Source organism: Haloarcula pellucida, assembly GCF_014647235.1.
Classification (GTDB): Archaea; Halobacteriota; Halobacteria; order Halobacteriales; family Haloarculaceae; genus Haloarcula; species Haloarcula pellucida.
Genome location: NZ_BMOU01000002.1, coordinates 393,169 through 418,853 on the forward strand (window position 1 = coordinate 393,169; position 25,685 = coordinate 418,853).

Consider the following 25,685-nt stretch of genomic DNA (forward strand, 5'->3'; position numbering starts at 1 on the left):
TCACTCACGCTCCTCGCCGAGTCGGCGGCGCAACAGGAGCTGTTCTTCGACCTCGTCGGCGAACCGTCGGAGGTCGTCCAGTTCCGCCCGCGTGTACGAGCGTGGTTCGTCGTCGGTACAGCAGACTGCGCCCAGCGCGTTCCCCTCGCTGTCGGTGATGCGGGCGCCGGCGTACGACCGGATGTGCAGTTCGTCCAGTCGGTCGACTTCGGCAAAGCGGGGGTCCTCGTGGGTGTCCTCGACGACCATCTCCTCGTCGGTGAGGATGGTGTGGGTACAGATGCTGTCCTCCCGCGCCAGCGTTCGCCAGTTGGCCCCCGTACAGGCGACGAACCGCTCCTCGTGTTCGTCGACCAGACCGACGAAGGCCACGTCGATGTCGAAGTGAGTCGTCATCAGTGCCGTCAGGCGGTCGAACGTCGCCTCCGCGGACAGTTCGGCCACGTCGTACGCCCGGACCGCCGACAGTCGCTCGGTCTCGTTCTCGGGGAGCGGATAGGCCGCCTGCGTCACCTCGGCGGTGGCCCCCTCGACGACGTCGACGAGGCGGTCACGGGCGTCCGGGACCGACCGCGGGACGTACTCGACGACCTGCTCTCGACCGCCACGCGGCAACTCGGAGAGCGATTGCGAGGTGAAGAGGACACAGGCACAGTCCGGGTGCCGGTCACGGACCGCGGCTACCACGTCGAACCCGTCGCCGTCGGGGAATCTGAAGGCGGTCACGACACAGTCGACGTCACCGCCGAGCGCGGCCTCGACGGTGTCGACGGACGATGCGGTGACGACGTCGAAGCCGGCCGATTCGAGCGCGGTGGCCGTCGCCGAGCGGTGTTCTTCGTCGGCGTCGGCACAGACCACAGTCGACAACTCACGGCTCACGTGCCCCACCTGTGGGCGGAACAACTAAGCTATACCGCCACAGGAGCGGAAAACGAAGGCTTTTGCATCGCGCACGTCGAACCCACTGGCAATGAACCACGGTACCGTCCGGAGGTGGCAGGCATGACACACGGTCTCACCGAGATAACGGTCGTCGGCGACGACGACACGGGTCTCATCGCCGAGGTCACCTCGCTGTTGTTCGAACGCGGCATCAACATCGAGGACCTGGACCAGGCGGTCCGTGAGGGGGTCTTCCGGATGACGATGCACGTCGACACCGGCGACATGGTGACGACGGAAACGAAACTTCGGGAGGACCTCACCGAACTGGGCGACGAACTGGGCGTCGACGTGCAGGTCCGGTTCCCCGCCGACCGCGAGACTCAGTCCATCGCCGTCCTCGTCACCAAGGAATCGCACTGTCTGGAGGCGCTGTTCGAGGCGTGGGCAAACGGCGACCTCGGCGCGGACATCGAGGTGGTCATCGGCAACCACGACGACCTCGAACCGCTGGCCCGGAAGTACGACGTCCCGTTCCACGACATCGGGGACGAGAAGGGAACGCCCGACGAGGAGAAACTGCTCGAACTGCTCGCGGAGTACGACGCAGACCTCATCGCGCTGGCCCGCTACATGCGCATCCTCTCGCCGGACGTCGTCTTCCGCTACGAGAGTCGCATCATCAACGTCCACCCGAGCCTCCTTCCGGCGTTCCCCGGCGCGTCGGCGTACATGCAGGCCATCGAGGAGGGGGTCCGCATCGCCGGCGTCACGGCCCACTACGTGACGACCGACCTCGATCAGGGCCCCATCATCACCCAGCGGGCGTTCAACGTCCCCGACGACGCCACCGAGGAGGAACTGCAGGAACTCGGCCAGCCACTCGAAGCCGAGGCGCTCATCGAGGCCATCAAACTCCACCTCAACGACGACGTCACGGTCCACCGCGGCCGGACGAAACTGCGGGACCCCGAGGAGACCGACGTACAACTGGGCGCGCCGGCGGCGCTGGACGAGGAGAACCCGGACCGACCCATCGACGGCCTCGGCGAGTTCGTCGCCGGGGACGACTCGGAACCGGAGGCCGAAGCGGACGACTAACCCGCGCGAGCATCCGCGGGATGCTCGGTACGGACGAACGACTGGCCTGCGCCGTACGTGGCGAGGCGCACGGAGTAGCGAGCACCGAGCCCCGAGGCGCTGCAAAACCGATTTCGCCGCTCACATCTCGTACCGGGAGATGCGGCCGGACGCACAGTGCGGACACTCCGCGACGTGGCCCTCGACAGAGGCGCCACAGCGCCGGCACTCGTGGACGACTGTCGTCGTCTCGCCACAGCGGTCACACGTCGCGGTGTCGACGCCGACGTACGCGACGAGCCGCTCGACGAGCGTCACTGCTCGTCCCCTCCCTCGACCCGTCCGGCCGACCCGCCGTCGGCTGTCGTTCGGACCGCTCCCGTACTGCGTCCCCACATCGGTTATCCCTCCGACTCCACCTGCACGCGGTGGACCGTGACGTACAGTTGCTCTAGCTCCGAGAACGGCGAGCGTATCCGGGTCTTCCCCTTGAGGCCGTAGTCGTAGTGGGCGGCCCCGTACTGGCCGACGGTGAGGTTCCCGGTCACGGCGAGGCCGTACAGGTCGCCCTGCTTGATGTAGACGAAGCCGCTCCCGTCGGTCCCGGCGGGGGCGTAGACGAGGCCGTCGAACGTCGCCTTCTTGCTGTTCGACCCGGCGATAGTCGCGTTGAAATCCCGGGTGCCGTACACTCTGAAGCTTCGCGAGTCCTCGCCGGGCACGTGGACGGCGCTTTTCTTCCCGACGTGGAAGTTGACCGCTTTGCTCCCCAGTCCCGTCGGGGAGACGGTCGTGTCGTTCTCGCCGGCGACGACGAAACGGGCGATGCCGTCACCCTCGACGGTGATGTTGCCCCCCTGCTCCAGTTTCACGTAGTCGCGAACGACGACCGTCACGTCGCCGTCGGTGGTGTTCAGCGTCATCGACTCGCCGTCCAGCGTGACGTTGTGGACGTAGTATCGGCCCGCGTCGAGTTCGGTGGACGAACCGGTCGTCGTGAGTTGGTCGTCGGTGATGGCCGACGTCTCGTCGTTGTCGTTTTCGTCTTTGACCTGCTCGGCGTACGTCGCGACGAACGTATCGATGGGCATGACCGACCGGACGCCGTCGATTCGCTCGACGTCGCCGGCGACTTTCGACTTCTCGGTGCTGTCCGGTTCGGGAGCCTGCGTCCAGTAGGCGCTCCCGTTGATCTCCGTACTGCCCTGCAGGTTGACCGTCCCGCCCGACTTGACGTCGCCGTCGACGAGTGAGTCCCCCGTGGCCGTGACGTCGCCAGCCGACTGTATCAGCCCGTTCGCCGAGTTGGTCTGTGAGTAGTTCCCCGCCGACGAGTCGTAGCTATTGACGTAGGCACCGGTCCCCGCGACGGCCAGTTCGCCCGTACTCGACGTCGCGATGATGCCCGCGTCGAAGGTCGTGTGGCCCGGCAGGACGACGAACGTGGCGGTCACACGTTCGCCCACGTGGTCGTAGGTCACGATGGCGTCCGTCTCGTCCTCGAAGTAGCGCCCCCACGCGTCGTAGTACGCGCTCTGGACCGTCACCGTCACCGACCCGCTGTCGGGCGGGTTCGAGAACCCGGCCGTTCGGTTCGGATACTGCTGGGTCAGCGGGCCGTCGGGCCGACTGTCGAGACGGCTCGTTAGCCCCGTCTCACCGTCGATGGAGACGACCGGGAGCGTCAGGGTCCGGTCGCGGTAGTGGAACTCGGGCCGGGAGAGCAGCACCGACCCGTCGCCGTCACTCCGCCAGACGCCGCCGCCCTGTGACGCGACGGTCGTCTCGCCTTGTCTGTACTCGACCGTGCCGAGCGACTCGTTCACGACGACTGTCTCTGCGCTCGTCTCGTTGTCGACCGCGACACGAATCCAGCCCGTGTCGTGGTACCGCACCTCGCCGTCGTTGGCACGCAGGCCGAGGTCGGTGGTCGCTCGGGACTGTCCGAACGCGACGGCGCTCACGTCGGTATCGAACGCCGCGAGCGCGTGTTCCGCCGCCCCTATCTCCGCTCTGTCGCGCGTCTCGACGATAGCCGTGGTGCCGCTGGCGACGAGGACGGACAGGCTCAAGACGACGATCACCAACAGCAAGACGACGGCGATGACCTCCGATTGGCCGCGCGTGGTCGTCCGGCCGCCGCTCGTGGCGGCCGTCTCGTCGGATCGTTGAGTCGTGTCTGCGTTCATGGTGTCTCTTGTCGTCTCCTGTCGCGTGTGTCGCCGTCCCCTGTGCCCGGAGTTATCCGTCACCGACGACGGATACCGAACGCCGAGCGGGGACCAGGACGGAATGTTACTACGCCTGTGCGCGTGCGATCACGGTGCCGTCGACGTGGCTATGACCGCGCTCTTGTCGCTGTTCGGGTCGTTGTAGACGACCTTGATCGTCGCACCCGACGTGACGCTCGTGCCGCTGGTCAGGGTATCACCTGCTGTAATTTCGGAACCTGAAGCTGGGTCCACGAGGACGCTGCCGTCTTCTTTCACTTCCAGATTCCCAGTTTTCAGCGTGTCGCCGCCGTCGTGCGTTATCGTCATCGTTGCGGGACTCACGCTCGTGTCGTACTCGAACGAGAAGCTCGCCTGTGGTGTCGAGTTCGTCGAGCTGCCCAGTCCGATGACGAACGATCCGATGACGGCCGCGAGGATGACCGTGATTGCGACCATCAGCACGACGCCGATAACCGGCGAGACGGCGTCGTCGCTTTCAATCAGTTCTTTGATGTTTCGTAGTTGCATGGTTCTGTGGCGGATGGTCCACGAGTACGATTCGGCAGTCGCGTCGACATCTCACATCGTCCGACACTGGTCTCGTCGGTGGTACACGCACTCCGCCCGCGACGTCGCGGGCGAGCAGTGCGGTACCGCGTCCCGTCTCCCCACCGCGCCGACTCCCTTGCACTCTCGACCATCGCTGCACCTCATCCAACCGCTCATGGTGACATTGTTATTGGATAAATACCAGCTTACCAGTGATACGCCAGTCGAAACGACCTGCTACTGTTCAAGACAGTTCAGCGTTGTTCAGGTTAGTAGCCCGTTTATTCCCACCCCGCGTCTGTCGTATGGGGGGGTGTAACAACGTGCGTGCTGGCGAAAGCCGACACAACGATGGAACAACTCGGTACAGATCCGTCGATTGGTGACAGACTGCGCGCGCGGGCGTACGAGAGCGCGTGCGACGACCAGCAGGTGGGACGATGACTCGCCTCCTCCGCACGGGCATCGACGTGCTAGACCGGAAACTGAACGGGGGCGTGCCGCCGGGGAGCCTCGCGCTGCTCTCTGCGGACCCCGCGAGCCAGTCCGAGCAGTTCCTCTACGAGTTGACCACCCCGCGCCGGACAGTCTACGTCACGACGGCACGGTCACAACGGGCTATCCGTGTCGCGATGGAGAACGCTGGCGGGACGCTCGATACCACCGACGTGTACGCAATCGGCGAGCGACCGCTGAAAGAGACCTATCAGGTCATCCGCGATAGCCCGGCCCAGTCGACCATCGTCGTCGACACCGTCGATATGCTCGAAACGGGGAACACACAGGAGTTCCTCCACTTTCTCAACGACGTCCGCGACGAGCTATCGGAGAAAGGGAGCTTCGCGGTCATGCACGGCCTCGACGGTCGGCAGGTCCCCGTCCAGCGCGACGTCACCGAGTACCTCGCGGACATCATCTTCGAACTCTCGACAGAGGTCCGAGGTGAGAGCATCGAGAACCGCCTCATCGTGCCGAAGTTCAGGGGCGGTGCGCCGTTCGACGAGACGGTGAAACTCGAACTGACACAAGAAGTCGCCATCGACACCAGCCGGGACATCGCCTGACGACCGGTCGGTTCCCGTGTTACAGAGACCGGTTACTGCCAGAGCGCCGTGCGCGTTCCGCGACGGTGTATATGATAGCTGACAATCGATAGTCGCGCTGTTCGACGCCGAGATAACGCAGTGCCTTCCACTGCCGATACACATTCTCACCTCGAATGCCGGTGTAGACGCCCGCTAACCCCACACGAGATCGCATCGAACACGCCGTCGCTCCCGGCAGTCACGGCGGTATACACTTTCTACTTTCAGGTAAACCACACATTACCAACAGGGAGTAGGTGTGTGGTGATACCCAGCCACACGCGCTTCGGCGTCGCCGTGTCAGGCACCGGTTTATCGGTGGCCGGCACCGCCGGGGGCCGTGTGTTGGGACCACAATGAGTGAACACAGCTATCCGAACGGTGGGGACTCGCAACGGCGAGGTGATGGGCCGTGACGTCCGAGTCCGGACCGTCCACAGACGACGACCAGCAGGACCGCCCGGTCGCGGTCGGCACGTACACCTGGGACGACCTGCTGGCCGAGATGGGGTACAGCGCGGACATCGAGCGGACCGTCGAGACGGACCACTCCGACACCGACGGTAGCGGTGTCCTCGGGACCTTCGGCAAGACGGAGACGGCGGAGACGCCCGTCCGGACGCGAGACTGGAGCGCGACCGAGTTCTCGCCGGCGGACTTTCTCGGGTGTCACCCCGACGAGTTCCCGGCACGCGTCGGTCACGCGAAGGGGAACGCCCGACTGCTCTACGAGCGGTACGCCGAGTGGATTGGGGCCACGCCGGTCACGAAGGACGCGTACACGTGGGAACACTTCAAGTGGGAGCACTACTACGACGAGGACGGCCACCCGCCCGAAGACGGCGACGGGAACACCGAGCCGTTCGACCCGGCGTCGTTCCTCGGGTTCCCGCCAGCGGAGATCGAAGACCGGCTCACCCGCGCCAGCGACTTCGCCGAGGTGCTCGACGAGATCGTCGACCGGCGAACGGTCAACGTCAACCCCGAAATCGACGAGGACGCGTTCTTCTCGACCCACGACGGTCTGACGACGCTCGCCAACCGCTACGACCTGGAGAAGACGGTGTCGATGGACAAGAAGCGCCACTTCGTCGAGATGGAGCGCTACTGGGTGAACAAGCCCTACGCGTTCGTCGTCGTCTTCCACTCCATCAAGGAGAACGAGAAGAAGTACTGCGTCGTCGAGCCGTACATGAACGACATCGAGGCGCGGGTCAAGGAGTACCTGACCGGCCGCCTCAGGACGGCGGTGAAGTACTCCGACGAGGACGCGCTCATCGACGGGAACGAGGCCGACAGGGTCGAGGTCATCCAGTCGGAGACGCTCCGGCTCTTAGACCAGTACGACCTCCGCGAGGGCGTCACTGGCGACAGCGTCGTCGGACAGTTCAAGGACCTGTTCGGTATCGACGAGGCCGAAGAGCGCCCCGACCGGGAGCTACAGGGGCTCTCGGCGCGGCCGGAACCGGCGGTCATCGAAGAGGACGCCGGGACGCTGACGGAAGCACAGGTCGAACGGCTCCTGTACGAACTCGAACGGGACTTTCTGGGCTACGAGCGCATCGACGCCATCAAACACGACATCAACGTCGAGGACGTCTCGTGTGACGGCTACGACTCGCCGGTCTTCGTCTACCACACGGAGTACGAGAACGTCATCACGAACGTCACGCACGACGAGACGGGACTGGACAACTTCGTCGTCAAACTCGCCCAGCGCTCGGGGAAAGGCATCTCGAAGCGACGACCGCAGGTCGACGCGACGCTGCCGGACGGCTCTCGCGCCCAGTTGACGCTGGGTCGGGAAGTCTCGGACCACGGGACGAACTACACGATTCGGCAGTTCAAGGACGTCCCCTTCACGCCTATCGACCTCATCAACTGGAACACGTTCTCGCTGGAGGAGATGGCGTTTCTCTGGCTGGCCATCGAGAACAACCGGAGCCTCATCTTCGCTGGCGGAACGGCCTCCGGGAAGACCACGAGTCTGAACGCCGTCTCGCTGTTCATCCCCTCGAACTCGAAAATCGTCTCCATCGAGGACACCCGTGAAGTCGAGTTGCCCCAGCGCAACTGGGTCGCGAGCGTCACCCGCCCCTCCTTCGGCGAGGACGACGTCGGCGACGTCGACGAGTTCGACCTGCTGGAAGCGGCGCTCCGCCAGCGGCCGGAGTTCATCGTCATGGGCGAGGTCCGCGGCGAGGAGGGACGGACCCTCTTCCAGATCATGTCGACGGGGCACACGACGCTGACGACGTTCCACGCCGACTCCGTCGGCGAGGTGTTGAAACGGTTCACGACCGACCCGATCAACGTCTCGAAGACGATGTTCACCGGGCTGGACCTCGTCTCGATCCAGACCCAGACCCGCGTGCAGGGCCGGAAGGTCCGGCGGAACAAGACGATAACCGAGGTCAACCACTACGACGCCGAGAACGACGAGATAAACATCCGCGACATCTTCGAGTGGCAACCCGAGAGCGACGAGTTCCTGCAACTCGGTCGGTCGAACACTCTACAGGAGATACAGTTCGACCGGGGCTGGGACCGCGACCGTCTCGAAGAAGAACTGTTCAAGCGCAAAGTCGTACTGGCCTATCTCGTCGAAAACGACCGCAACGACTACGCCGAGGTCGCGGCGACGCTGCAGGCGTTCATCAACGACCCCGAGTCGATTCTCGCGCTGCTGGCCCGCGGGGAACTCGGAGAGAGCCTCGCTGACCTCCGTGAGATGGAGAGCGTCGAGATCGACATCGACCCGGAGAAGGAGGCAGTCGTCCCGCGACCCGACCCCGACCCGGAGACGAGACAGGTTGCGAAAGAGATTCTCGACACCGCCGACGGGACGCTCTTCGAGGAGTACCGCGACCGCGACGCGTTCTCGCTGATGGACGCGCTCCCGGAGCACGCGCGGGCGAAGGGCGCCGAGATACGGAGCGGATTGGCGGCCGACGGGATGGGGACGGCCCCGCTGGCCGACCCCGTGGTCGTGGAACAGGGCGACGAACAGACCGACGACGACACGGAGTGAGACACCATGGAATACGTTTACGCAGCACTCATCCTGCACGAGACCGGCGCGGAGATCAACGAATCGAACCTGACTGCAGTCCTCGAATCGGCGGAGGCAGACGCCACCACGTCACGAATCAAGGCCGTCGTCGCCGCACTCGAAGACGTCGACCTCGCCGCGACGAAAGCCAAGACGATGGCGACGGGCGGGGCCGCCCCCGCGGTGCCCGAGGCGGACGACGATGCGGATATCGAACCCGAGGCGGTGCCGGACGACGAGGAGACGGCCGACTCCGGTTCGCTCGATACGCTGTTCGAGGACTCGGACGAGGGCGACGGAACGGACGACGTCGGGGCCGCGTCGGACGGCGAGCAATCGCCCGACGCCGGCGAGGACGCGGCGTCCGACGACGAGACGGGGGCATAGATGAGTACCGAGACCGGTGACCAGCCGACGGTCCGCACGTTCGAGGGGAGCGCGGACAGGCTCGGGAACGCGTTCTATCCGGTCTACGACTACGTGTTCGAGGACGACGACCCCTTCGTCACCGCCGTCGAGCGGAAACTCGCCGAGGCTCGGATGCCCGCGACCGTCGAGATGTACCTCTCGCGGGCCGTCGGTGTCGGTCTCGTCACGGGTGTCGTCCTCTGGTTCGTCGGCATCTTCCTCGGGTACCTGCTCGCCACCGTCGGCGTCCTCTCGGGCCCGTTACTGGGCGTCCCGCTCCCGGAGAACGGCGTCCTCGTCACGCTCGTCCGGACGCTTCGCGTCCCGTTTCTCGTGGTCGTCCTCGGGTTCGTCCTCGGTGGCCTCGGGTTCGCGCTCGGCTTCGGGAGCGTCCTCGCGATTCCGTACTCGCGTGCGAGCGCCCGTCGTCGGGAGATCAACATGCTCCTCTCGGACTCGGTGTCGTTCATGTACGCCCTCTCTATCGGCGGCCTCAACCAACTCGAACTACTGGAAGCGATGGCGAAGGCCGAAGACACCTACGGCGAGGTGTCCCAGGAGTTCCAGGCCATCGTCAGGGAGACGAACTCGCTCGACACCGACTACCGGACGGCGATTCGCCATCAGCTAGAACAGACGCCGAGCGACGAACTCCGGGAGTTCCTCGTCGACATGCTCGCGGTCATCAACAGCGGCGGCGACATGACCGGGTTCCTCGACGACAAGAAGCACAAGTACATGCGGGCGGCCAAACAGGAGCAAGAGCAGACGCTCGACGTCCTCGAACTGCTCGGGGAGATGTACATCACGCTCTCGCTGTTTCCGCTGCTGCTCGTCATCATCCTCGTCATCATGAACATGCTCGGGAACGCCTCGCAGATGATGCTCTACGTCACCGTCTACGGGCTGATTCCGCTCATCGCTGCCGCCTTCCTCGTCCTCGTCACGACGGTCAAGCAGGACGAGTTCGGCGACGGAATCATCCGACCGCGCGAGCAGAGTGCGTGGCTCGAAACGCAGAGCAAGCGCGGGCTCCGTGACCTCGGGTTCATCACCGCCTTCAGCGGCACCTACCACATCTTCGACCGCATCGAGCGCAAGAAGGGGCTCCAGGAGACGGTCGACCTGTTGCGGAACCCGCACCTGTTCTTCCGGGACAACCCGCTCTACACGCTCGCGCTCTCCGTGCCGGCCTCGATTTCGCTCGTCGTCGCGGCGGCCCTGTCGGGGGCCGTCCCGCTCTCGTGGGACGGCGTCGTCGCACAACCGGTGTGGGCGACGTTCGTCTACTGCTACGTGCCGCTGTTCCTCGTGGTGACGCCGCTGGCGGTGTTCCACGAGTGGGACCGCCGCTCCCGTCGTGCGCTGCTCGGGAACCTCTCGGACACCCTCCTGAAACTCTCGACGGTCAACGACACCGGAGCGACGACGCTCGAATCCATCAGGACCGTCTCGGAGACGTCCTCGGACAAACTCGCCGACGAGTTCAGAATCCTCTACCGGAAGGTCAACTACGGGATGAGCCTCAAAGAGTCGCTCATCGAGTTCAACAACAAGTACCAGATTCCGCGACTCGCGCGGACGGTGAAGCTCATCACGAAGGCACAGGAGGCCTCGAGCCACATCTCCGAGGTGCTGTCGACGGCCGCGAAGGCGAGCGAGGTGCAGGACGATCTGGCGCGAGAACGCCGGTCCCGGACGCTGATGCAGGTCGCCATCGTCCTGATGACGTACGTCACCCTGCTGGGCGTGATGGCGCTGCTGAAAGTGCAGTTCATCGACGTCATGGCGGATTTCAGCACCGGACAGGCCAGCGGGGCCGGCGCGGGGATGGCTTTCGGCGGCGTCGATGCCGACCTGCTCTCGCTCATGTTCTTCCACGCCGTGACGATACAGGCCATCTCGGCGGGGCTCATCGCGGGCTACCTGCGGGACGCGAGCCTCCGCGCTGGCGCGAAGTTCATCGTAGTCCTCCTGACGATTTCGCTCGTCGTCTGGATGGTGGTGGGGTGAGATGGTGCCAACGTCGACGCGGGGGCAGATGCCCATCGACTTCCTGACGGGGATGGCGGTGTTCTTCGTCGTCGTCGGGTTCGTCCTCCTGTTCGTCCCGGACCTGCTCACGCCGACAGCGGGCGGACAGGAGACAGCACTGGTCGCCGACAGGGTCGGGACCCAACTCGTCGAGTTCCACCTCGGGGACCCCGGGACGACGACGCTCTCGACCTGTGCCCTCTGGTTCTTCAACCAGAGCGGCGCGAACCCGTGTGCCACCTTCGATACGAGCGCGACACTCACCGACCAGGTCGGTATCGACGATAGCTACGGCATGAACGTGACGCTCCGACGGGACGTCGGCGGTGACTCGGCGCGTGAGATACTGTGTGCCGACAGCGGGAGCGTCGTCCCGTGTTCGAGCGGCGGGTCGCAGTTGGCAGTCGGGCCGCCGCCCTCCGCCAGCGACGCGTCGGTCGCCACGGCACGGCGGCACGTCTCACTCGACGACACGGACGCGGTGTTACAGGTGGAGGTGTGGTGACGATGTCGACCCGCGCGCAGGCGTACACGCTCGAAGCGTTCGTCGCCGCATTGCTCCTCCTCGGTGCCGTCGTCTTCGCGCTTCAGGCGACGGCCGTGACGCCACAGACTGCGAGTACGGCGAGCGAGGCCCAGCAGCGCCAACTCGAACGCGTCGGGAGCGGCGTGTTGGACGCCGCCGCCGCGGACGGGTCGCTCCGCCGGACGGTGCTGTACTGGAACAACTCGACCGGGACGTTCCACGGCCTCGAACCGTACGAGTCGGCCTACAGCAACGGCACGCTACCGACCGACGTCGGGGACCGACTCGACCGGAGCGTCGGCGCCGACGGCGTGGCCTACAACGTCAACGTCCAGTATCGAGACGTTTCGGGCGCGACTACCACGAAACCGGTCGTCGACAGCGGGACCCCGAGCGACGACGCCGTCAGGGTCGCCGCGTTGCTCACGCTGTACGACGACGACGTGCTGTATACGGCTTCGGAGGCGCCGACAGAGCACACGCTGGCGAACGCGTCCTTCTACGCACCCGACAGCGCTCCCGACAGCGGCGTCTACAACGTGGTTCGGGTGGAGGTGGTGCTGTGGTCGACCTGACGGGCCCCGAACGAGCGGACCGCGGACAGGTGTTGCTCGTGACGACGTTCGGCATCGCCGTCCTGTTCGTGGTACTCGCGCTGGCGTTGAACGCCTCGGCGTACTCCCAGACGATGGCCGCGAGCCACGGCGACGACGGCCGGGACGCCGTCGCGTTCGCCGACGCGGCCGTCGAGGGGACCGACGGAACGCTCGCGTACGTCAACCACCACAACGACACGGACTACACGACCCTGCAGACCGAACTAGACGAGGGCGTCGCCGACTGGAGCGAGAGCGCCGACGGCTACGCGGCCAGACGCGGGGGTCGAGCGACCGTCTCGGTCACGGGCACGACCGAGGGAACGCACATCGTGCAGAACGTCTCCACCCGACCGATGACCAACGTGTCGGGGGCCGACAACTGGACGCTCGCCACCGGCGTCTCCGGCACTCGCGACGCGCGACTGAACGTCTCGGAGAGCGCCCTCGTTACGCCCGCGGCCGACGACACCCCGAGCGCGTTGCTCGACGCCCACGCGTTCCACCTCGACGTGACCGACGGGTCGGACGTCTGGCGACTGTTCGTCTACCGGAAGAGCGGCGACGTGGTCGTCAGAGTGCAGGACACGAGCGGGTCACTACAGCCCCGCTGTGCCGTCTCGGCTGGCGGGGACGGTTACGCCGTCGTCGACCTCTCGAACGGGTCGGTCGAAGGCACCCACTGTCCGCAGGTCGCCGAGTTCGACGCCGTAGGGGGGTCCTACGACGTCGAGTATCACTGGGGGTCGAACGCCGCCGGCAACTACACCATGACCGTCGACCGGTCGCGCCCCTTCGTCGAGGACAGCGACTACGGGACGGCGGGCAGCGGCGACCCGCACGTGACCGAGCGCCTCTACAGCGCATCGGTTCGCGTCACGTACGAGACGCCACAGTCCTCGTACGTCACCGAGACGACGGTGCTGGCGGGTGATGCAGATGAATGACCGCGGCGCCTCGACAGCCGTCGGGTACGTCCTGACGCTGGGTATCACGCTGTTGCTCGTCGTCGCCCTGCTCTCGGTGTCCGTCTCGCTCGTCGAGGACGAGCGCAGTAAGGCGGTCCACTCGGAACTGTCCGTCCTCGGGAACCGTCTCGCCGCGGAGTTGACCACGGCGGACGGCATGGTCCGGGCGGCGGACGCGCCGGGGACGGTCACGGTGCGAGCGACGCTTCCCGACCGCGTCGCGAACGGGCAGTACCGACTCAGCATCGACGAGCGAGCGGCCACCGGGTCGTTCTATCGGTATCGCATCGTCCTCGAAAGCGACGTGGCCGACACCTCGGTCGCGGTCCACCTCAAGACCGGGACCGAGGTCGCGGAGACGACCGTCGACGGCGGGCCGGTCGTCGTGACCTACGACGACGGGACCGACACGCTGGAGGTGGTCGCGTGACCGACCGCGCCCAGAGTACGACGGTCGGGTTCGTCGTCATCTTCGGTACCGTCCTCGTGATGGTCGGCCTCGTCAGCGTCAGCGGATTCGCGGCCCTCGAAGACGTGCGCGACGAGGAGCGGGTCACCAACGGCGTCCGGTCGTTCGAGGTGCTGGCGACCAACGTCGACGACGTGGCCATCGAAGGTGTGCCGAGTCGGACGACGACGGTGAAACTCGATGGCGTCTCGCTGTCGGTCGGGCCGAGCGTGACCTTCGAGGTCCGCGTCCCGGCCGATGGCTTCCGGAAGACAGTCGAGACCCGGCCGCTCGTACTGGACGCCAAGAGCGGGACGCGGGTCGTCTACGCGAACGGGGCCGTCCTCCGCGAGGACCGGGCCGGACAGGTGATGGCCAGACCGCCGCGACCGCTCGTCACGGCCGACTACGCGCGGCTTCACCTCGTTCGCACTCGACCAGTGGCGGCGACGTCGGTCGGCGGCCAGACCACGGCCAGCGTCCGGACGACCGCCAACGGGACCACGGTCGCGTCGACCGGGACGGCGGGCGAGACCGTCTACCTCAACGTGACCTCGCCGCGGCACGAGGCGTGGGGCCGCTCCCTCGATAGCCACCCACAGATGAGTTGTGCGCCCGTCGGCGGCGAGACGGTCTCGTGCGTGCTGACGACCGACGAGACCACGGTGTCGGTGACGGACGTGGACGTGCGACTCGGCGACTGAGTCGGTGCTTTTCGCTCTCGTTACAGGTCCCGAACGGCGTCGACGGCGGCCGAAAGCGACGGCGCGTCGAAGACGTTGCCGCCGACGTAGGCGTTGGTCCCGGCACAGTAGAGGTCCCGAGCGGCCATGATAACCGACTCGTCGAGCGGTTCCGGTTCGCGGTCACACAGTGACTTCCAGTCGGCGGTGCCCTCCTCGGTCGCCCGCTGTTTGGCCGTGGAGACGGCCTCGACCCACTCCGGCTGGGTTCGCTTGTGGTACTGGCGGATGACCTCCTTCGAGACCTGCTGGCCGTCGTAGGAGAAGCGGTTCTCGTCGAAGGTGCCGACGACGTCGGCGACGCGAATCTGGCCCTCGTGGTAGAGACACTCGATTTTGCCGTCCTCGTGGACCAACTCGGCATCTGCGGCTTGGTCCGTGACGACGTGGTTGACCGCGAGCGCCAGTTCCTCCAACTGGTCGACGCTGGCGGCGCCGGCGATACGGTCGGCCGCCGCACGGTCGAGGTAGCTGTCCTGTTCCTCGTACTTCGTCGAGAACTCGACGATTGGCTGGTCTAAGTCGACCACCTCGTCGGGCCACGCCTCGAAGTCGAGGCCGTGGTCCGCGGGGTCGGTGCGCTTCCGGAGCGACGACCCGACGGGGACGCGGTTCCGGAAGACGATTTCGAGCGGAATCAGGTAGTTCTGCCCCGCGGCGTCGTGGTAGGCCTCGTAGTCGTACTCACCGTCCGCAAAGGGCAGGTCCGGCACCTGCGTCAGCGCGATGACCATCTCCTCGGGGGCGTGGCCCGCCGAGAGCGCCTCGCCGAGGTCCAGCACCTCGTCGCTGTCGCCGGCCCGGACGCCCTCGTAGTGGGTCGGGATGTGGTTCTCCTCTAGCAACTGGAAGTTGAACGCGCCCATCGTACACAGCGACGCCCCCTTCTCGGGAATCGTGTCTGGCATCTTCCCCCAGTCGAACACCGAGTAGTCGTCCGTGAACACGAACGCGCCGCGACCGAGATCGGTGGCCGTCGCCGCCTCGTCGATACGGAACTCCTTGACGCTCGTCATTGCCGGCGCTTTGCGGGCGGGGACAAAGACGTTTCTCACTCGGCGCGAACAGTCTCCGCGGCAGATAACCGAGCCGCGGCGTCTGGGAGTCTCGACGGCAAGTCACCGGGCCGGAGAGTCCGTTGGCCTGCGGGCCCGGTCCCCGATACCCGGCGTCGGCGGCAGCGACCGTTTGTGCGCCGTCGTCGAACACATCGAGACGAGGCGGGCCGCCGTGTCTTCGGCCACGTCGAGCGCCGCAGCCACGCGCTCGACCGACTCATCCTGTTCGACGACGCGCCACAACACGGCGTCGACGACGTCGTAGGTCGCGCCGAGGTCGTCGGCGTCGGTCTGACCCACGCGGAAGCCGGCGGTCGGCGTTCGCTCGACGATGGCGTCAGGGAGGCCGAGGTGTCTGGCGAGTTCCCGGACCTCGGTCTTATAGAGGTCGCCGAGGGGGAACAGGTCCGCGCCGGCGTCGCCGTGTTTCGTGACGTACCCCAGCAGGAGTTCCGACCGGTTGGCGGTGCCTACGACGAGGCGGTTCGTCCGGTTGGCGACGTAGTACGTACAGGCCATCCGGAAGCGGGCAATGGCGTTCCCGAGCGCCCGGTCTTCGGTCGGCGCCGAGTCGTCCGTGACGTCGGGGTCTAGCGTCGGGACGACCGCCTGATGGAACTGCTGGAGGAGCGGTCGCAGGTGAACTCGCTGGAACGCGATGCCGAGGTGGTCGGCGACCGTTTCGGCCTCCATCGCCGCACAGGCGTCGGTCTTGTGACAGGGCAACGCGAGGCCGAGCACCCGGTCGGGGCCGAGGGCTTCGGCCGCGAGGGTCGCTGTCACCGTCGAGTCGAGGCCGCCGCTCATCGCGACGACGACGCCGTCCGCGTCGGCGGCCCGCACGCGCTCACGGAGGAACGCGGCGACGGCCGATTCGACCGCGGCCACGTCGTCACGGGGGAACTGCACTGGGCTGTCTGGGTACTGCGTCTGGTCCGTCATTGGTGTCCGTCTGTCGCTCCTACGAGCGGACCTGACGACCGGCGACATATACGACTAGTCCTTAAACACCTGTGAGAATCGGAGGATGCTAGCGGTTCGGGCCGCCGACGGAGGGGAACCCATTTGCCGTCGCCGCGACATCCACGACCACATGGCTGGGAACCTGCTCGTGGAGGCGGGTGTCATCGTCGCCGCGACGGTGGCGATATGGAAAGGCAGCGAGTGGCTGGAGGCGGCGAGCGAACGGCTGGCGGCCTACTACGGCCTGCCGGACGTGGTACAGGGGGCGATACTCGTCGCCGTCGGGTCGAGCTTTCCGGAACTCGCGACCGTCGTATTCGCGGCGCTCGACGGATCGATGCCGCTCGGCGTCGGCGCTATCGTCGGGTCGGCCATCTTCAACGTCCTCGTGATTCCCGCCGTCGCCGGCATCGCCACCGACGACGACATCGAGTCGAATCGGACGCTCGTCTACAAGGAGGCGCAGTTCTACATGTTGGCGGTGTCTGTGTTGCTCATTACGTTCGCGCTCGCGGTCATCTACTACCCCGGCGACGTGGCGCTCTCGGGCGAGGTCACCCGGCCGCTGGCGGCGATACCGCTGGCGCTCTACGGCCTCTACGTCTTCATCCAGTATCAGGACACGGCCGACTACGAGAGCGACGGGAGCGAGGCCGCGGACGTCGCCGTCGGACGGCAGTGGCTCTTCTTGCTGGCCGGCCTCGCGGTCATCCTCGTCGCCGTCGAGAACCTCGTCCACTCGGTGTCGGTCATCGGCGAGGCGGTCGGCGCCGACGAGTTCCTGCTCGGCGTCACCATCCTCGCCGGGGCGACGAGTCTTCCGGACACGCTCGTCAGCGTTCGCGCCGCCCGACAGAACCGTGGCGTCACCTCGCTGGCGAACGTCCTCGGCTCGAACACGTTCGACCTGCTCGTCGCGATTCCGATGGGCGTGTTCATCGTCGGCGCGTGGACCGTCGACTTCGAGATGGCGGTGCCGATGTTCGGCGTCCTCACGCTTGCGACCATCCTCCTCTTTACCGCCCTGCGGACCGACCTCGCCTTGAGCACGGTGGAGTCCTACGGACTGCTGGCGGCGTACGTCACGTTCGTCGCGTGGGTGGTCGCCGAGACGGTCGGTGCAGTCACCGGCGTCCTCCCGTCGGGATAGCCCGCCGTGGGCCCGGGAACGCGCTGTCCGCACACACCCACACGTTTTTTGCCGTCGTTCCCGTTCGGACGAGCAATGCCGGACGCCTTCGACGCCGCGGACCCTGCCGGGGAGTTCGACTTCACCCACCGGCCGGTGACGGACCAGTCCTTCGAGAACGCACTCGCGAAGGCGCGCGACGGAGCGCGTCTGTCCGTCGCCGACGGCGTCGAACTCATCACCACCGGAACCGACCACGACGGCATCGACCGCCGGCGGAAAGAACAGGTGTTAGAGGCCGCAGACCGACGGCGGGCCGAGGTGGTCGGCGACGAGGTGACGTTCGTCGCCAACCTCAACAACAACGTCACGACGGCCTGCAACACCGGTTGTCTGTTCTGTAACTTCAAGGACCGCTCCGAGCAGTTCCGTAGCAGCTATCAGGACGACCACGGCGGGTTCACCAAGACCCCCGAGGAGTCTCGTGACATCGTCAGTGACGCCATCGACCGCGGCATCTACGAGGTCTGTTCGGTCTCCGGCCTCCACCCGGCACTGGCGCTCGATGCGGAGCATCTGGAGATGCTGGAAGCCAGCGACCGGGGCGACCTGAACTACCGCCCGGCGAGCGAATACGACGTCGACCCGGGCACCTACTGCGAGCAGATACGCGCGATGGACGTCGGCGGCGTCCACGTCCACTCGATGACGCCGGAGGAGGCCTATCACGCCCGCCGGGGGACCGACTGGTCCTACGAGGAGGTGTTCGGTCGCCTGCAGGACGCCGGCCTCGACAGCGTCCCCGGCACGGCCGCCGAAATCCTCGTCGACGAGGTCCGCGACGTCATCTGCCCCGGAAAGATAGACAGCGGCGAGTGGCTGGCGGCGATGGAGGCCGCCGCAAACGTCGGCCTCGATACCACGGCGACCATCATGTACGGCCACGTCGAGAACGCGACACACCGCGTGGAACACCTCCAGAAGGTCCGTGACCTACAGGACCGGACCGGGGCCATCACGGAGTTCGTCCCGCTGTCGTTCGTCCACGCGGAGACGCCACTGTACGAACGCGGCATGGTCTCGGGCGGCGCCAGTCCCGACGAGGACGAACTGATGATCGCGGTCTCGCGGCTCTTTCTGGACAACGTCGACCACATCCAGTCTTCGTGGGTGAAATACGGCGACGCTCACGGCCTGAAGATGCTGACCTGTGGCGCCGACGACTTCATGGGGACCATCCTCTCAGAGGAGATAACGAAACGCGCCGGCGGCGGCTACGGCGAGTTCCGCTCGTTCCGCGAGTACACGGACATGATAACTGCCATCGGCCGGACGCCCGTAGAACGGTCGACGGACTACGAACAGCGCCGCGTCGTCGACCCCGACGCCGACGTGGTCGGTCCGGAACTCGGTCCGCGGGCCGACGGGACGCCACTTCTGAACTGAGGCGCCGCTACGGGGCGAGTCGTTCCGTCGTAAAACCGAGGTGACCACGTCCTAGGTCGTAGTCGCCCCGAAACGACGTCGTTGCCCGGGTTGGCTGTCAGAGGCACGCCCCGGACATGTTACACATAGGCGCTCCAGAGGGTATATAACTAGGACCTAGCTGTCTAGGCGATTCTCAGTACTTGTAACTGCGTGAGGGAATTCCCTCACAGTTCACGCACGGCACACGGCGTTTCGGCTGACCGGACAGCACGCACAAAGCCCAGCTACGACCGACTGCGGGGCGCTGGATGGACTGTCCTCAGGCGTCGACCGGGTTCTCGCCCCGTTCGAGGACCGACCGGAAGCGCTCGCCAGCGGCCGTGTCGGCGCCGATAGCCTCGCGAATCGGCGGGGAGAGCCACTCGTCGTCGGCGAACCGCTCGTACACCGGCAGGCGCTCGGTGAGGGGCACCGACGCGCTGTCGGCGACGGCCCGCAGTTCCTGCAGGGCGGGCCACTCGTACTCGGGGTTGATGTGGTCGACCGTCACCGGGGAGACGCCGCCGAGGTCGTCGATGCCGCAGTCGGTCAGGTCGCGGGCCGGCGCGAGGTTGGGCGGCACCTGTACCGATACCTCCTCGGGCAGGCCCGAACGCGCCATCGCCGTCACGCGGCGCATCGTCGCGAGGTCCGGCGACCCGTTCTGCCAGCGCTCGTTTTCGACGACCGGTTGGACGATGACCTCCTGTACGTGACCGTAGCGGTCGTGCATCTCGCGGATAGCGAGGATACTCTCTGCTCGGTCTCGCCAGTCCTCGCCGAGGCCGACGAGGATACCGGTCGTAAACGGGACGCCGAGTTCGCCGGCGGTGCGAATCGTCGCCAACCGCTGGCCGGGATTCTTCGCCCGGGGGCCGCCGTGGGCCTGTACGTCTGCGGTCGTCTCCAGCATCACGCCCATCGAGGCGTTCAGGTCCGCGACCGTCGCCATCTGCTCGCGCGTCTGGTCGCCGGGGTTCGCGTGGGGGAGAAGCCCCTCCTCCAGCGCTATCTCGCAGGCCTGTCGGAGGTACTCGTGGATGGTCTCGTGGCCCAACGCGGCCAGTTGGTCGTACATCTCCGTATAGCGGTCGTCCGGGTCGTCGCCGAACGTGAACAGCGCCTCCGTACACCCGGCGTCGGCCCCCCGCTGGCACGTCTCGCGTATCTCCTCGGGGGTCATGAGGTCGGCCTGTCCGGGGGGGTCGTAGTACGTACAGTAGGTGCAGGTGTACCGACAGGCGGTCGTCAGCGGGACGAACACGTTCCGACAGTAGGAGAGTTCGTCTGCGGCGTCGATGTCGGCCGGCGTCACCGACACCAAGCGCTCTATCGCGTCGTCGTCGATGGTCACGTCGACGTCGTAGGCCTCGGCCCCGGGAATCACGTCCGCCGGTCTGTGCCGGACGACCAAAAGGGTTCACTCACGGGCGACGCCCACGCGGCCGTCGTCGTCGAACGACAACTCGAAGCCGGCGTCGACCAGCCAGTCGGCGGCCGCTCCGTCGCCGTGGAGCAGGACCTCCGCGAGGTCGGCCGGTTCGTCGACGTCCGTCGCCAACACTCGCGAGTCAACCTCGGCGAGACTGGCTCCGACAGTCCGCGCGATGCGGCGGTGGTCCCGAATCGACGCCCCGTGGTAGTCGACGCGGAAGTCGGGATGGCGACAGACGACGGCGTTCGTCCCGCCGCCGAGTCCCGGCGCCAGTACCACGTCGGCATCGGGAGCGAACAGGCGGTCGACGGCCTCGGCGGTGAGAAGCGGCAGGTCGGCCATCACCACCGCGAGTGGCCCCGCCGAGAGCAGGTCGTTGACGAGCGCGTCCAGCCCCCGGTCGTCGACGGTCACCGGCGCGTCACACTCGACCGGTCCGGTCGAGACCACCTCGGGGCTGTAGCCGGCGCTCCCGAGCGCGGCCACGACGTCCGCGAGCATCGCCTCGGTGAACTCGCGTCGCTCGGCGGGACTGAGAACGGGCGAAAGCCGCGTTTTGGGGTCTCTCCCCGAGACGGGGACGACGGGTCGCATTACAGTTTGCTGTAGTCGTCGCCTTGGGTCTGCGTGTAGATGTAGTATCCGCCACCCGCGAGCAGGAGGAGGACCACGAGTCCGCCGCCGGCCAGCAGGAGCGTCTGGGTCGTCTGCTGACTCTGCTGGGCCTGCTGGGCCGTGTCACGGGCCTGATTCGCGAGGTTGATCGCGTTCTGGAAATTGCCGTTCTCGTAGGAGGAGACGGCGCTGTCGACCAGTTGCTCTGCCTCCTGGTTCCCACCGGCGTTGTCGATGGCCGTCTGGGCGCTGTCGATGGCCTGTCGGGCCTCACGGCTGTCGGCGGTGTAGTGGTGGGCCGTGCTGTTCTGGAACTCCTCTTCGTTGCTCCCACTCACTCGCGTGAGGCTGGCGACGACGTACTGCTCTTCTGGCTGGTAGGTGTAGTTCTCGACGGCCGGCGTCGTGCCGGTGAGTTCGACCCGGACCTGGTCGCCGTTGTTGTCGATGTCGAGGCCCTGACTGAACGACTGGTCGCCGTAGGTCTGCTGGCTGACCTGACTGCCGGCGCGCAGGACCGTCACGGTCCAGCTAACGTTTTCCAGTTCCGTCTCGCCCGCGAGCGTCCACTCGTTGGACGTCCCGGTGAAGGGGTCGTCGACAGTGTAGGTGACCGTTACCTCCTCCCCGACGGCGGATTCGGAGGGCACGCCCTCTGCAGAGACAGTAAAGGCGCTGGCCGTACCGGCGAACGCGAGCAGGCCGACCACACAGAGGACGGTGACGATGCCCCTAGAAGAGTGGATCGAGTTCATCCTCATCGTCTTCAACCAAGTCCTCTAAGTTATCTTCGCTTTGCTTCCTGATGTCGTCGATGTTGTCCTGTGCCTCGATTGCGACCTGCTGGAGTTCCTTGATTCGCGGGACGTTGTGGACGCCCGCCAGCAGGATGGAGGCGGCGACCTTCGGCGCGTTGGTCGGGTAGTCACCACCGCGGACCTCCATCGAACCGGTCTGCTCCTCTAGCCACTTGCGACCGCGCTCGATACCTTTCCGGTTGAGGTGTTCGGGCGGGCCGGCCATGACGAGGAGGGCGCGTTCGGCACCCTCGATCTCGCAGGGGAGCGTCAGCCGACCGAGTGCGGCCTTCCGGACGAGCGACGTGATGCGGTTGGTCGTGTTGGCGGTATCCATCCCGTCGTCGCCGCCGTTGTCGCCGCCCTTGAATCGGGAGAGGAGGCCGCCGCCTCCGGAGGAGAGTTCGACGTCCTCGGAGGCGTAGCCGACGGTGGAGACGCCACCGCCGTCGAGCGTGTTGATGATCTCGGAGGAGTCGACGACGCTCTCGGCGATGTTGTCGCCGGCCTCGACCTCACCGGCACCGAAGAGGACGCCGAAGCGACGGACGATCTCCTCGTTGATGTGGTCGTAGCCGCCCTCGACGGACTCGCCGGTCTTGCGCCAGGCGTCGTTGTCGAACACCATGAGGTTGTCCACCTCGCGGACGAACGTCTGGAACGACCGGGCGGCGTTCAGCGTGTAGATGCCACCCTCGTCGCTCCCGGGCAGGACGCCGAGTCCGTAGACGGGTTCGGTGTAGATGCGTTTGAGGTGTTTCGCGATGACCGGCGAGCCACCGGACCCGGTCCCCCCACCGAGGCCGGCGACGACGAGGAAGGCGTCGACTTCGTGGACCGGGATGTTGTCGATAGCGCCCTGTATCTCGTCGATGTCCTCCTCGGCGATCTCCGCGCCGAGTTCGTTGTCTGCGCCCACGCCGTGGCCCTTGACGCGGGCCTGGCCGATGAGCACTCGATTCTCCTCCGGTATGTGTTCGAGTCCAAGCAGGTCTGCCTTCGCTGTGTTGACCGCCACAGCGGAGCGGACGATTCCCGAGTTCGTGTTCTGATCGTACTCGAGGAACTTGTCCACGATTTTACCGCCGGCCTGCCCGAAGCCGATCATCGCGAGTTTCATTGATATGGTCCTCCGCTTAAAAGCCTCAAGTAGGATTGCGCGTATAAGTTTTTTGCCCAAATCTCACCGATGAAAGTCCGACTGAAAAACAAAAGAATACTGATGTTAGGGGGCCATTATTCCCGCTCTGTCTCGGACAGACCGATTTATCGCGGCTGCGGGTCGGCGCCCGTCGGAGTCAATCCACTATTAGGTCTGAAAAACCGCTGCTCGAGGCACTACTCGACGCCGAGGTAGTCCCCGTACGTCCGCATGGCGTTCGGGTCGACGCCGAACGCCCCGACGTCGTTTTCTCTGGGGGTGTTGTCGAAGTCCAATCCCTCGTACTGGTCGCTCCCCATCGGGAAGCCGAGCGCCCCCAGTACCGGCAGCCCGATCTTCGCCAGCGGCATCGGCAGCGGGACGATGGTGATGGATTTGCCCTCCGCCTCGAAGACGAGTTCGGTCGCCTCCTTGAGACTCAGCGTCTCCGGACCACCCACCTCGTATATCTGGCCGACGTGTTCGTCCCCTTCCAGGGCGTCGGCCAGCATCGGCACGAAGTCCTCGACCCAGATGAGCTGGAAGTGGGCCTTCCCGCCGCCGCCGGGCAGCGGATACAGGGGGACGCCGGGGGCGAATATCTGCTTGAGTCGCTTGGTGAAGTAGGCGAACTCGTCACCGTCGCCGAAGACGATGGAGGGCCGGAAGATGACCCAGTCGAGGTCCGAGTCTTCGACCACTTCCTCGGCCTTCCCCTTCGCGCGGAGGTAGTGGGTCGCGGCGTTCCGGTCCGCGCCCAGCGCACTCATCTGGAGGAATCGGTCGACGCCGTGTTCCTCGGCGGCCCTGACGCTGTTCTCGGTGCCGCCGAGGTGGACCACCTCGTGCATCTCGTTGCCGCTGTCGGGCTTGAACAGCGGCGACAGAGCGGGGAGGAAGACGACGGCGTCTTGCCCCTCGAAGGCCCCCTCGATGCTGTCGTAGTCGGTCACGTCGCCTTCCTTTCGGGTTACGCCCGTCGGCAGGTCGGCGTCGTGTGGGTTCCGCGCCAGTGCGGTGACCTCGTGGCCTCGGTCGTCGAGTTCCCGACACAGATACTGTCCGATGAAGCCGGTCCCGCCGACCACAAGTACGTCCATACCCGTTTCGTCGCTGGGCGAGACCGTAAAGGTAAGGCGCAACTGGTTTGGTTTTCCCCGCTCGGCCCGTATCAGAGACGGCCAGACCACGCTCCGAGGTGCTTACGTACCCCGGCGCCGACGGTCGGATATGCTCGTCACGCTCGAAGGCCTCGACGGCAGCGGCAAGACGACGGTCTGGGAGCGACTCCGGGCCGGCGACGCCCTGCCGGGAGACGCCACGTTCACCCGCGAACCGACCGATAGCTGGTACGGCGAGGCCGTCCAGCGCTCTATCGACGACGACGATGCGGACTCGCTTGCGGAACTGTTCCTCTACACGGCGGACCACGCCGCCCACCTCGCCGACACCATCCGACCGGCGCTGGCAGACGGCCGTCTCGTCGTCTCGGACCGCTACTCCGACTCCCGGTACGCGTATCAGGGGGCGACGCTGTCTGGCACCGACCACTTCGAGGACCCGCTCGAGTACGTCCGCGAGGTCCACGCGCCGTGGACCCGACCGCCGGACCTGACGGTGTATCTCGACCTCGACCCCGAGACGGCCGCCCGACGGAGCGGTGCCACCAACAAGTTCGAGACGGCGGACTATCTGGCGGACGTTCGGGAGAACTACGAGCGCCTCATCGAGGACGACTCCGAGCGGTTCGTCCGCGTCGACGCGACGGCCGACCCCGACGACGTGTACGACCGCGTCCGGTCGGCGATTCTCGACCGACGCGACTAGTTCGTCGACGTCGGGAGGTCGACCTCGTCGGGCGAGGGCATCCAGACGTAGTCGAAGGTCATCCCGACGACCAGCGGCAACACGACGCCAAGCGAGAGGAACGTTATCGTCCCCAGCGTGATGAACGGGCCGACGGGAACCGACAGGAGGACCGAGAGGAGCAAGAGCACGAACGCGCCGAACAGAACCGAGTAGAGCGCACCGCCCCACCGCGTGTTCATGCGGACGCGGAAGAAGCGGGTCACGAGTGCCGCCACGGCGCTGTTCACCAGCACGATGACGACCAGTCCGACGAGGCCGACGACGCTGACCATACCCGCTCTAGGGTGGCGACGCTCTTTGCCGTGTCGGAATCGCTCACTCCAGACAGATGTACGTCCGCGTGTCCGATACGCCTTCGAGGTTACGGACTCGCGTCGCGACCGACTGCATCACGTCGTACACTTCGGGGCCGGTCGCCTCGGCGATGATGTCGTACTGGCCGGCGACGATGTGTGCCTCGGTGATCCCTTCGGACTCTTCGACCGCCGAGAGCAGTTCGTCTGACTTGCCCGCGACGGTCTTTATCATGATGAACGCGCTGACCATACAGTGGTATGCGATACCATGACCCAAAAAGTTTCGCGCGACCGACCAATGGGAGCGCTCCGGGTCTTCGCGGGCCCG

General features: G+C 66.0%; 26 protein-coding genes. 13 read left to right on the forward strand and 13 right to left on the reverse strand.

Annotation, left to right across the window (positions count from 1 at the left end):
* Positions 1-882 (reverse strand): GAF domain-containing protein, encoded by an 882-nt coding sequence (locus IEY28_RS08640; protein WP_229783093.1) that lies wholly within the window; start codon positions 880-882, stop codon positions 1-3.
* Between the two features lie 123 nt (positions 883-1,005).
* On the opposite strand from IEY28_RS08640, the gene IEY28_RS08645 reads away from it, so the two are divergent.
* On the forward strand, positions 1,006-1,986 hold the full coding sequence (locus IEY28_RS08645; protein WP_188996407.1) for a formyltetrahydrofolate deformylase: 981 nt from the start codon (positions 1,006-1,008) through the stop codon (positions 1,984-1,986).
* Between the two features lie 120 nt (positions 1,987-2,106).
* On the opposite strand, the gene IEY28_RS08650 is transcribed toward IEY28_RS08645, so the two are convergent.
* From IEY28_RS08650 to IEY28_RS08660, 3 genes are all read right to left on the reverse strand, one after another.
* The gene (locus IEY28_RS08650) at positions 2,107-2,283 is read right to left on the reverse strand and encodes a hypothetical protein (RefSeq protein ID WP_188996409.1); all 177 of its coding nucleotides are present in this window, start codon (positions 2,281-2,283) and stop codon (positions 2,107-2,109) included.
* Between the two features lie 83 nt (positions 2,284-2,366).
* Positions 2,367-4,154 (reverse strand): DUF7289 family protein, encoded by a 1,788-nt coding sequence (locus IEY28_RS08655; RefSeq protein WP_220639395.1) that lies wholly within the window; start codon positions 4,152-4,154, stop codon positions 2,367-2,369.
* 129 nt (positions 4,155-4,283) lie between these two features.
* Positions 4,284-4,706, reverse strand: coding sequence for a type IV pilin domain-containing protein (locus IEY28_RS08660; protein WP_166972382.1), 423 nt, complete (start codon positions 4,704-4,706; stop codon positions 4,284-4,286).
* A 461-nt stretch (positions 4,707-5,167) separates the two neighbouring features.
* On the opposite strand from IEY28_RS08660, the gene IEY28_RS08665 reads away from it, so the two are divergent.
* From IEY28_RS08665 to IEY28_RS08705, 9 genes are all read left to right on the forward strand, one after another.
* Positions 5,168-5,791, forward strand: a complete 624-nt coding sequence (locus IEY28_RS08665; protein WP_188996411.1) for an RAD55 family ATPase — start codon at positions 5,168-5,170, stop codon at positions 5,789-5,791.
* 433 nt (positions 5,792-6,224) lie between these two features.
* Complete coding sequence (locus tag IEY28_RS08670; RefSeq protein WP_229783094.1) at positions 6,225-8,843, forward strand: type II/IV secretion system ATPase subunit; 2,619 nt, start codon at positions 6,225-6,227, stop codon at positions 8,841-8,843.
* Between the two features lie 6 nt (positions 8,844-8,849).
* Positions 8,850-9,251, forward strand: a complete 402-nt coding sequence (locus tag IEY28_RS08675) for a P1/P2 acidic ribosomal protein (RefSeq protein WP_188996413.1) — start codon at positions 8,850-8,852, stop codon at positions 9,249-9,251.
* On the forward strand, positions 9,252-11,285 hold the full coding sequence (locus IEY28_RS08680) for a type II secretion system F family protein (RefSeq protein WP_188996415.1): 2,034 nt from the start codon (positions 9,252-9,254) through the stop codon (positions 11,283-11,285). It abuts the gene before it with no gap.
* Between the two features lies 1 nt (position 11,286).
* The gene (locus IEY28_RS08685) at positions 11,287-11,811 is read left to right on the forward strand and encodes a DUF7287 family protein (protein ID WP_188996417.1); all 525 of its coding nucleotides are present in this window, start codon (positions 11,287-11,289) and stop codon (positions 11,809-11,811) included.
* Between the two features lie 2 nt (positions 11,812-11,813).
* Positions 11,814-12,407, forward strand: coding sequence for a DUF7288 family protein (locus tag IEY28_RS08690; RefSeq protein WP_188996419.1), 594 nt, complete (start codon positions 11,814-11,816; stop codon positions 12,405-12,407).
* Positions 12,395-13,375 carry a DUF7261 family protein gene (locus IEY28_RS08695; protein WP_188996421.1) on the forward strand — a complete coding sequence of 327 codons (981 nt, stop codon included), beginning with the start codon at positions 12,395-12,397 and terminating at the stop codon, positions 13,373-13,375. Before IEY28_RS08690 ends, IEY28_RS08695 begins: the two co-directional genes overlap by 13 nt.
* Complete coding sequence (locus tag IEY28_RS08700) at positions 13,362-13,826, forward strand: DUF7266 family protein (protein WP_188996423.1); 465 nt, start codon at positions 13,362-13,364, stop codon at positions 13,824-13,826. Before IEY28_RS08695 ends, IEY28_RS08700 begins: the two co-directional genes overlap by 14 nt.
* Positions 13,823-14,548, forward strand: coding sequence for a DUF7289 family protein (locus tag IEY28_RS08705; RefSeq protein WP_188996425.1), 726 nt, complete (start codon positions 13,823-13,825; stop codon positions 14,546-14,548). Before IEY28_RS08700 ends, IEY28_RS08705 begins: the two co-directional genes overlap by 4 nt.
* A 20-nt stretch (positions 14,549-14,568) precedes the next feature.
* Here IEY28_RS08705 and IEY28_RS08710 read toward each other — a convergent pair whose 3' ends face one another.
* Positions 14,569-15,603 carry a phosphoribosylaminoimidazolesuccinocarboxamide synthase gene (locus tag IEY28_RS08710; protein ID WP_188996428.1) on the reverse strand — a complete coding sequence of 345 codons (1,035 nt, stop codon included), beginning with the start codon at positions 15,601-15,603 and terminating at the stop codon, positions 14,569-14,571.
* A 102-nt stretch (positions 15,604-15,705) separates the two neighbouring features.
* Positions 15,706-16,587 (reverse strand): NAD+ synthase, encoded by an 882-nt coding sequence (locus IEY28_RS08715; protein WP_188996430.1) that lies wholly within the window; start codon positions 16,585-16,587, stop codon positions 15,706-15,708.
* A gap of 151 nt (positions 16,588-16,738) precedes the next feature.
* Between IEY28_RS08715 and IEY28_RS08720 the strand changes: the two genes are divergently transcribed.
* Positions 16,739-17,758 (forward strand): sodium:calcium antiporter, encoded by a 1,020-nt coding sequence (locus tag IEY28_RS08720; protein ID WP_188996432.1) that lies wholly within the window; start codon positions 16,739-16,741, stop codon positions 17,756-17,758.
* Between the two features lie 75 nt (positions 17,759-17,833).
* A complete protein-coding gene (gene cofH, locus IEY28_RS08725) occupies positions 17,834-19,183 on the forward strand; it encodes a 7,8-didemethyl-8-hydroxy-5-deazariboflavin synthase subunit CofH (protein WP_188996434.1) in 1,350 nt (449 codons plus the stop codon).
* 301 nt (positions 19,184-19,484) lie between these two features.
* Here the strand turns inward: cofH and cofG are convergent, their stop codons facing one another.
* The 5 genes from cofG to IEY28_RS08750 form a co-directional block, all read right to left on the reverse strand.
* Complete coding sequence (gene cofG, locus IEY28_RS08730) at positions 19,485-20,591, reverse strand: 7,8-didemethyl-8-hydroxy-5-deazariboflavin synthase subunit CofG (protein ID WP_188996436.1); 1,107 nt, start codon at positions 20,589-20,591, stop codon at positions 19,485-19,487.
* A 33-nt stretch (positions 20,592-20,624) separates the two neighbouring features.
* The gene (gene cofC, locus IEY28_RS08735; protein ID WP_188996437.1) at positions 20,625-21,233 is read right to left on the reverse strand and encodes a 2-phospho-L-lactate guanylyltransferase; all 609 of its coding nucleotides are present in this window, start codon (positions 21,231-21,233) and stop codon (positions 20,625-20,627) included.
* Positions 21,233-22,009 (reverse strand): hypothetical protein, encoded by a 777-nt coding sequence (locus tag IEY28_RS08740; RefSeq protein ID WP_188996439.1) that lies wholly within the window; start codon positions 22,007-22,009, stop codon positions 21,233-21,235. The genes cofC and IEY28_RS08740 overlap by 1 nt, the downstream gene beginning before the upstream one ends.
* Complete coding sequence (locus IEY28_RS08745) at positions 21,987-23,171, reverse strand: tubulin/FtsZ family protein (protein ID WP_166972349.1); 1,185 nt, start codon at positions 23,169-23,171, stop codon at positions 21,987-21,989. The genes IEY28_RS08740 and IEY28_RS08745 overlap by 23 nt, the downstream gene beginning before the upstream one ends.
* Before the next feature lie 218 nt (positions 23,172-23,389).
* The gene (locus tag IEY28_RS08750) at positions 23,390-24,292 is read right to left on the reverse strand and encodes a complex I NDUFA9 subunit family protein (protein WP_188996441.1); all 903 of its coding nucleotides are present in this window, start codon (positions 24,290-24,292) and stop codon (positions 23,390-23,392) included.
* 130 nt (positions 24,293-24,422) lie between these two features.
* Here IEY28_RS08750 and tmk point away from each other — a divergent pair, with 130 nt between their 5' ends.
* Positions 24,423-25,019: a dTMP kinase gene (gene tmk / locus IEY28_RS08755; RefSeq protein WP_188996443.1), complete on the forward strand. Its 597-nt coding sequence runs from the start codon at positions 24,423-24,425 to the stop codon at positions 25,017-25,019.
* Here tmk and IEY28_RS08760 read toward each other — a convergent pair.
* Both IEY28_RS08760 and IEY28_RS08765 read right to left on the reverse strand, forming a co-directional pair.
* Positions 25,016-25,333: a DUF7991 family protein gene (locus IEY28_RS08760; RefSeq protein WP_188996445.1), complete on the reverse strand. Its 318-nt coding sequence runs from the start codon at positions 25,331-25,333 to the stop codon at positions 25,016-25,018. The two genes, tmk and IEY28_RS08760, sit on opposite strands and share 4 nt — an antisense overlap.
* A 43-nt stretch (positions 25,334-25,376) precedes the next feature.
* On the reverse strand, positions 25,377-25,607 hold the full coding sequence (locus tag IEY28_RS08765) for an Lrp/AsnC family transcriptional regulator (RefSeq protein ID WP_166972341.1): 231 nt from the start codon (positions 25,605-25,607) through the stop codon (positions 25,377-25,379).
* Positions 25,608-25,685: the final 78 nt, after the last annotated feature.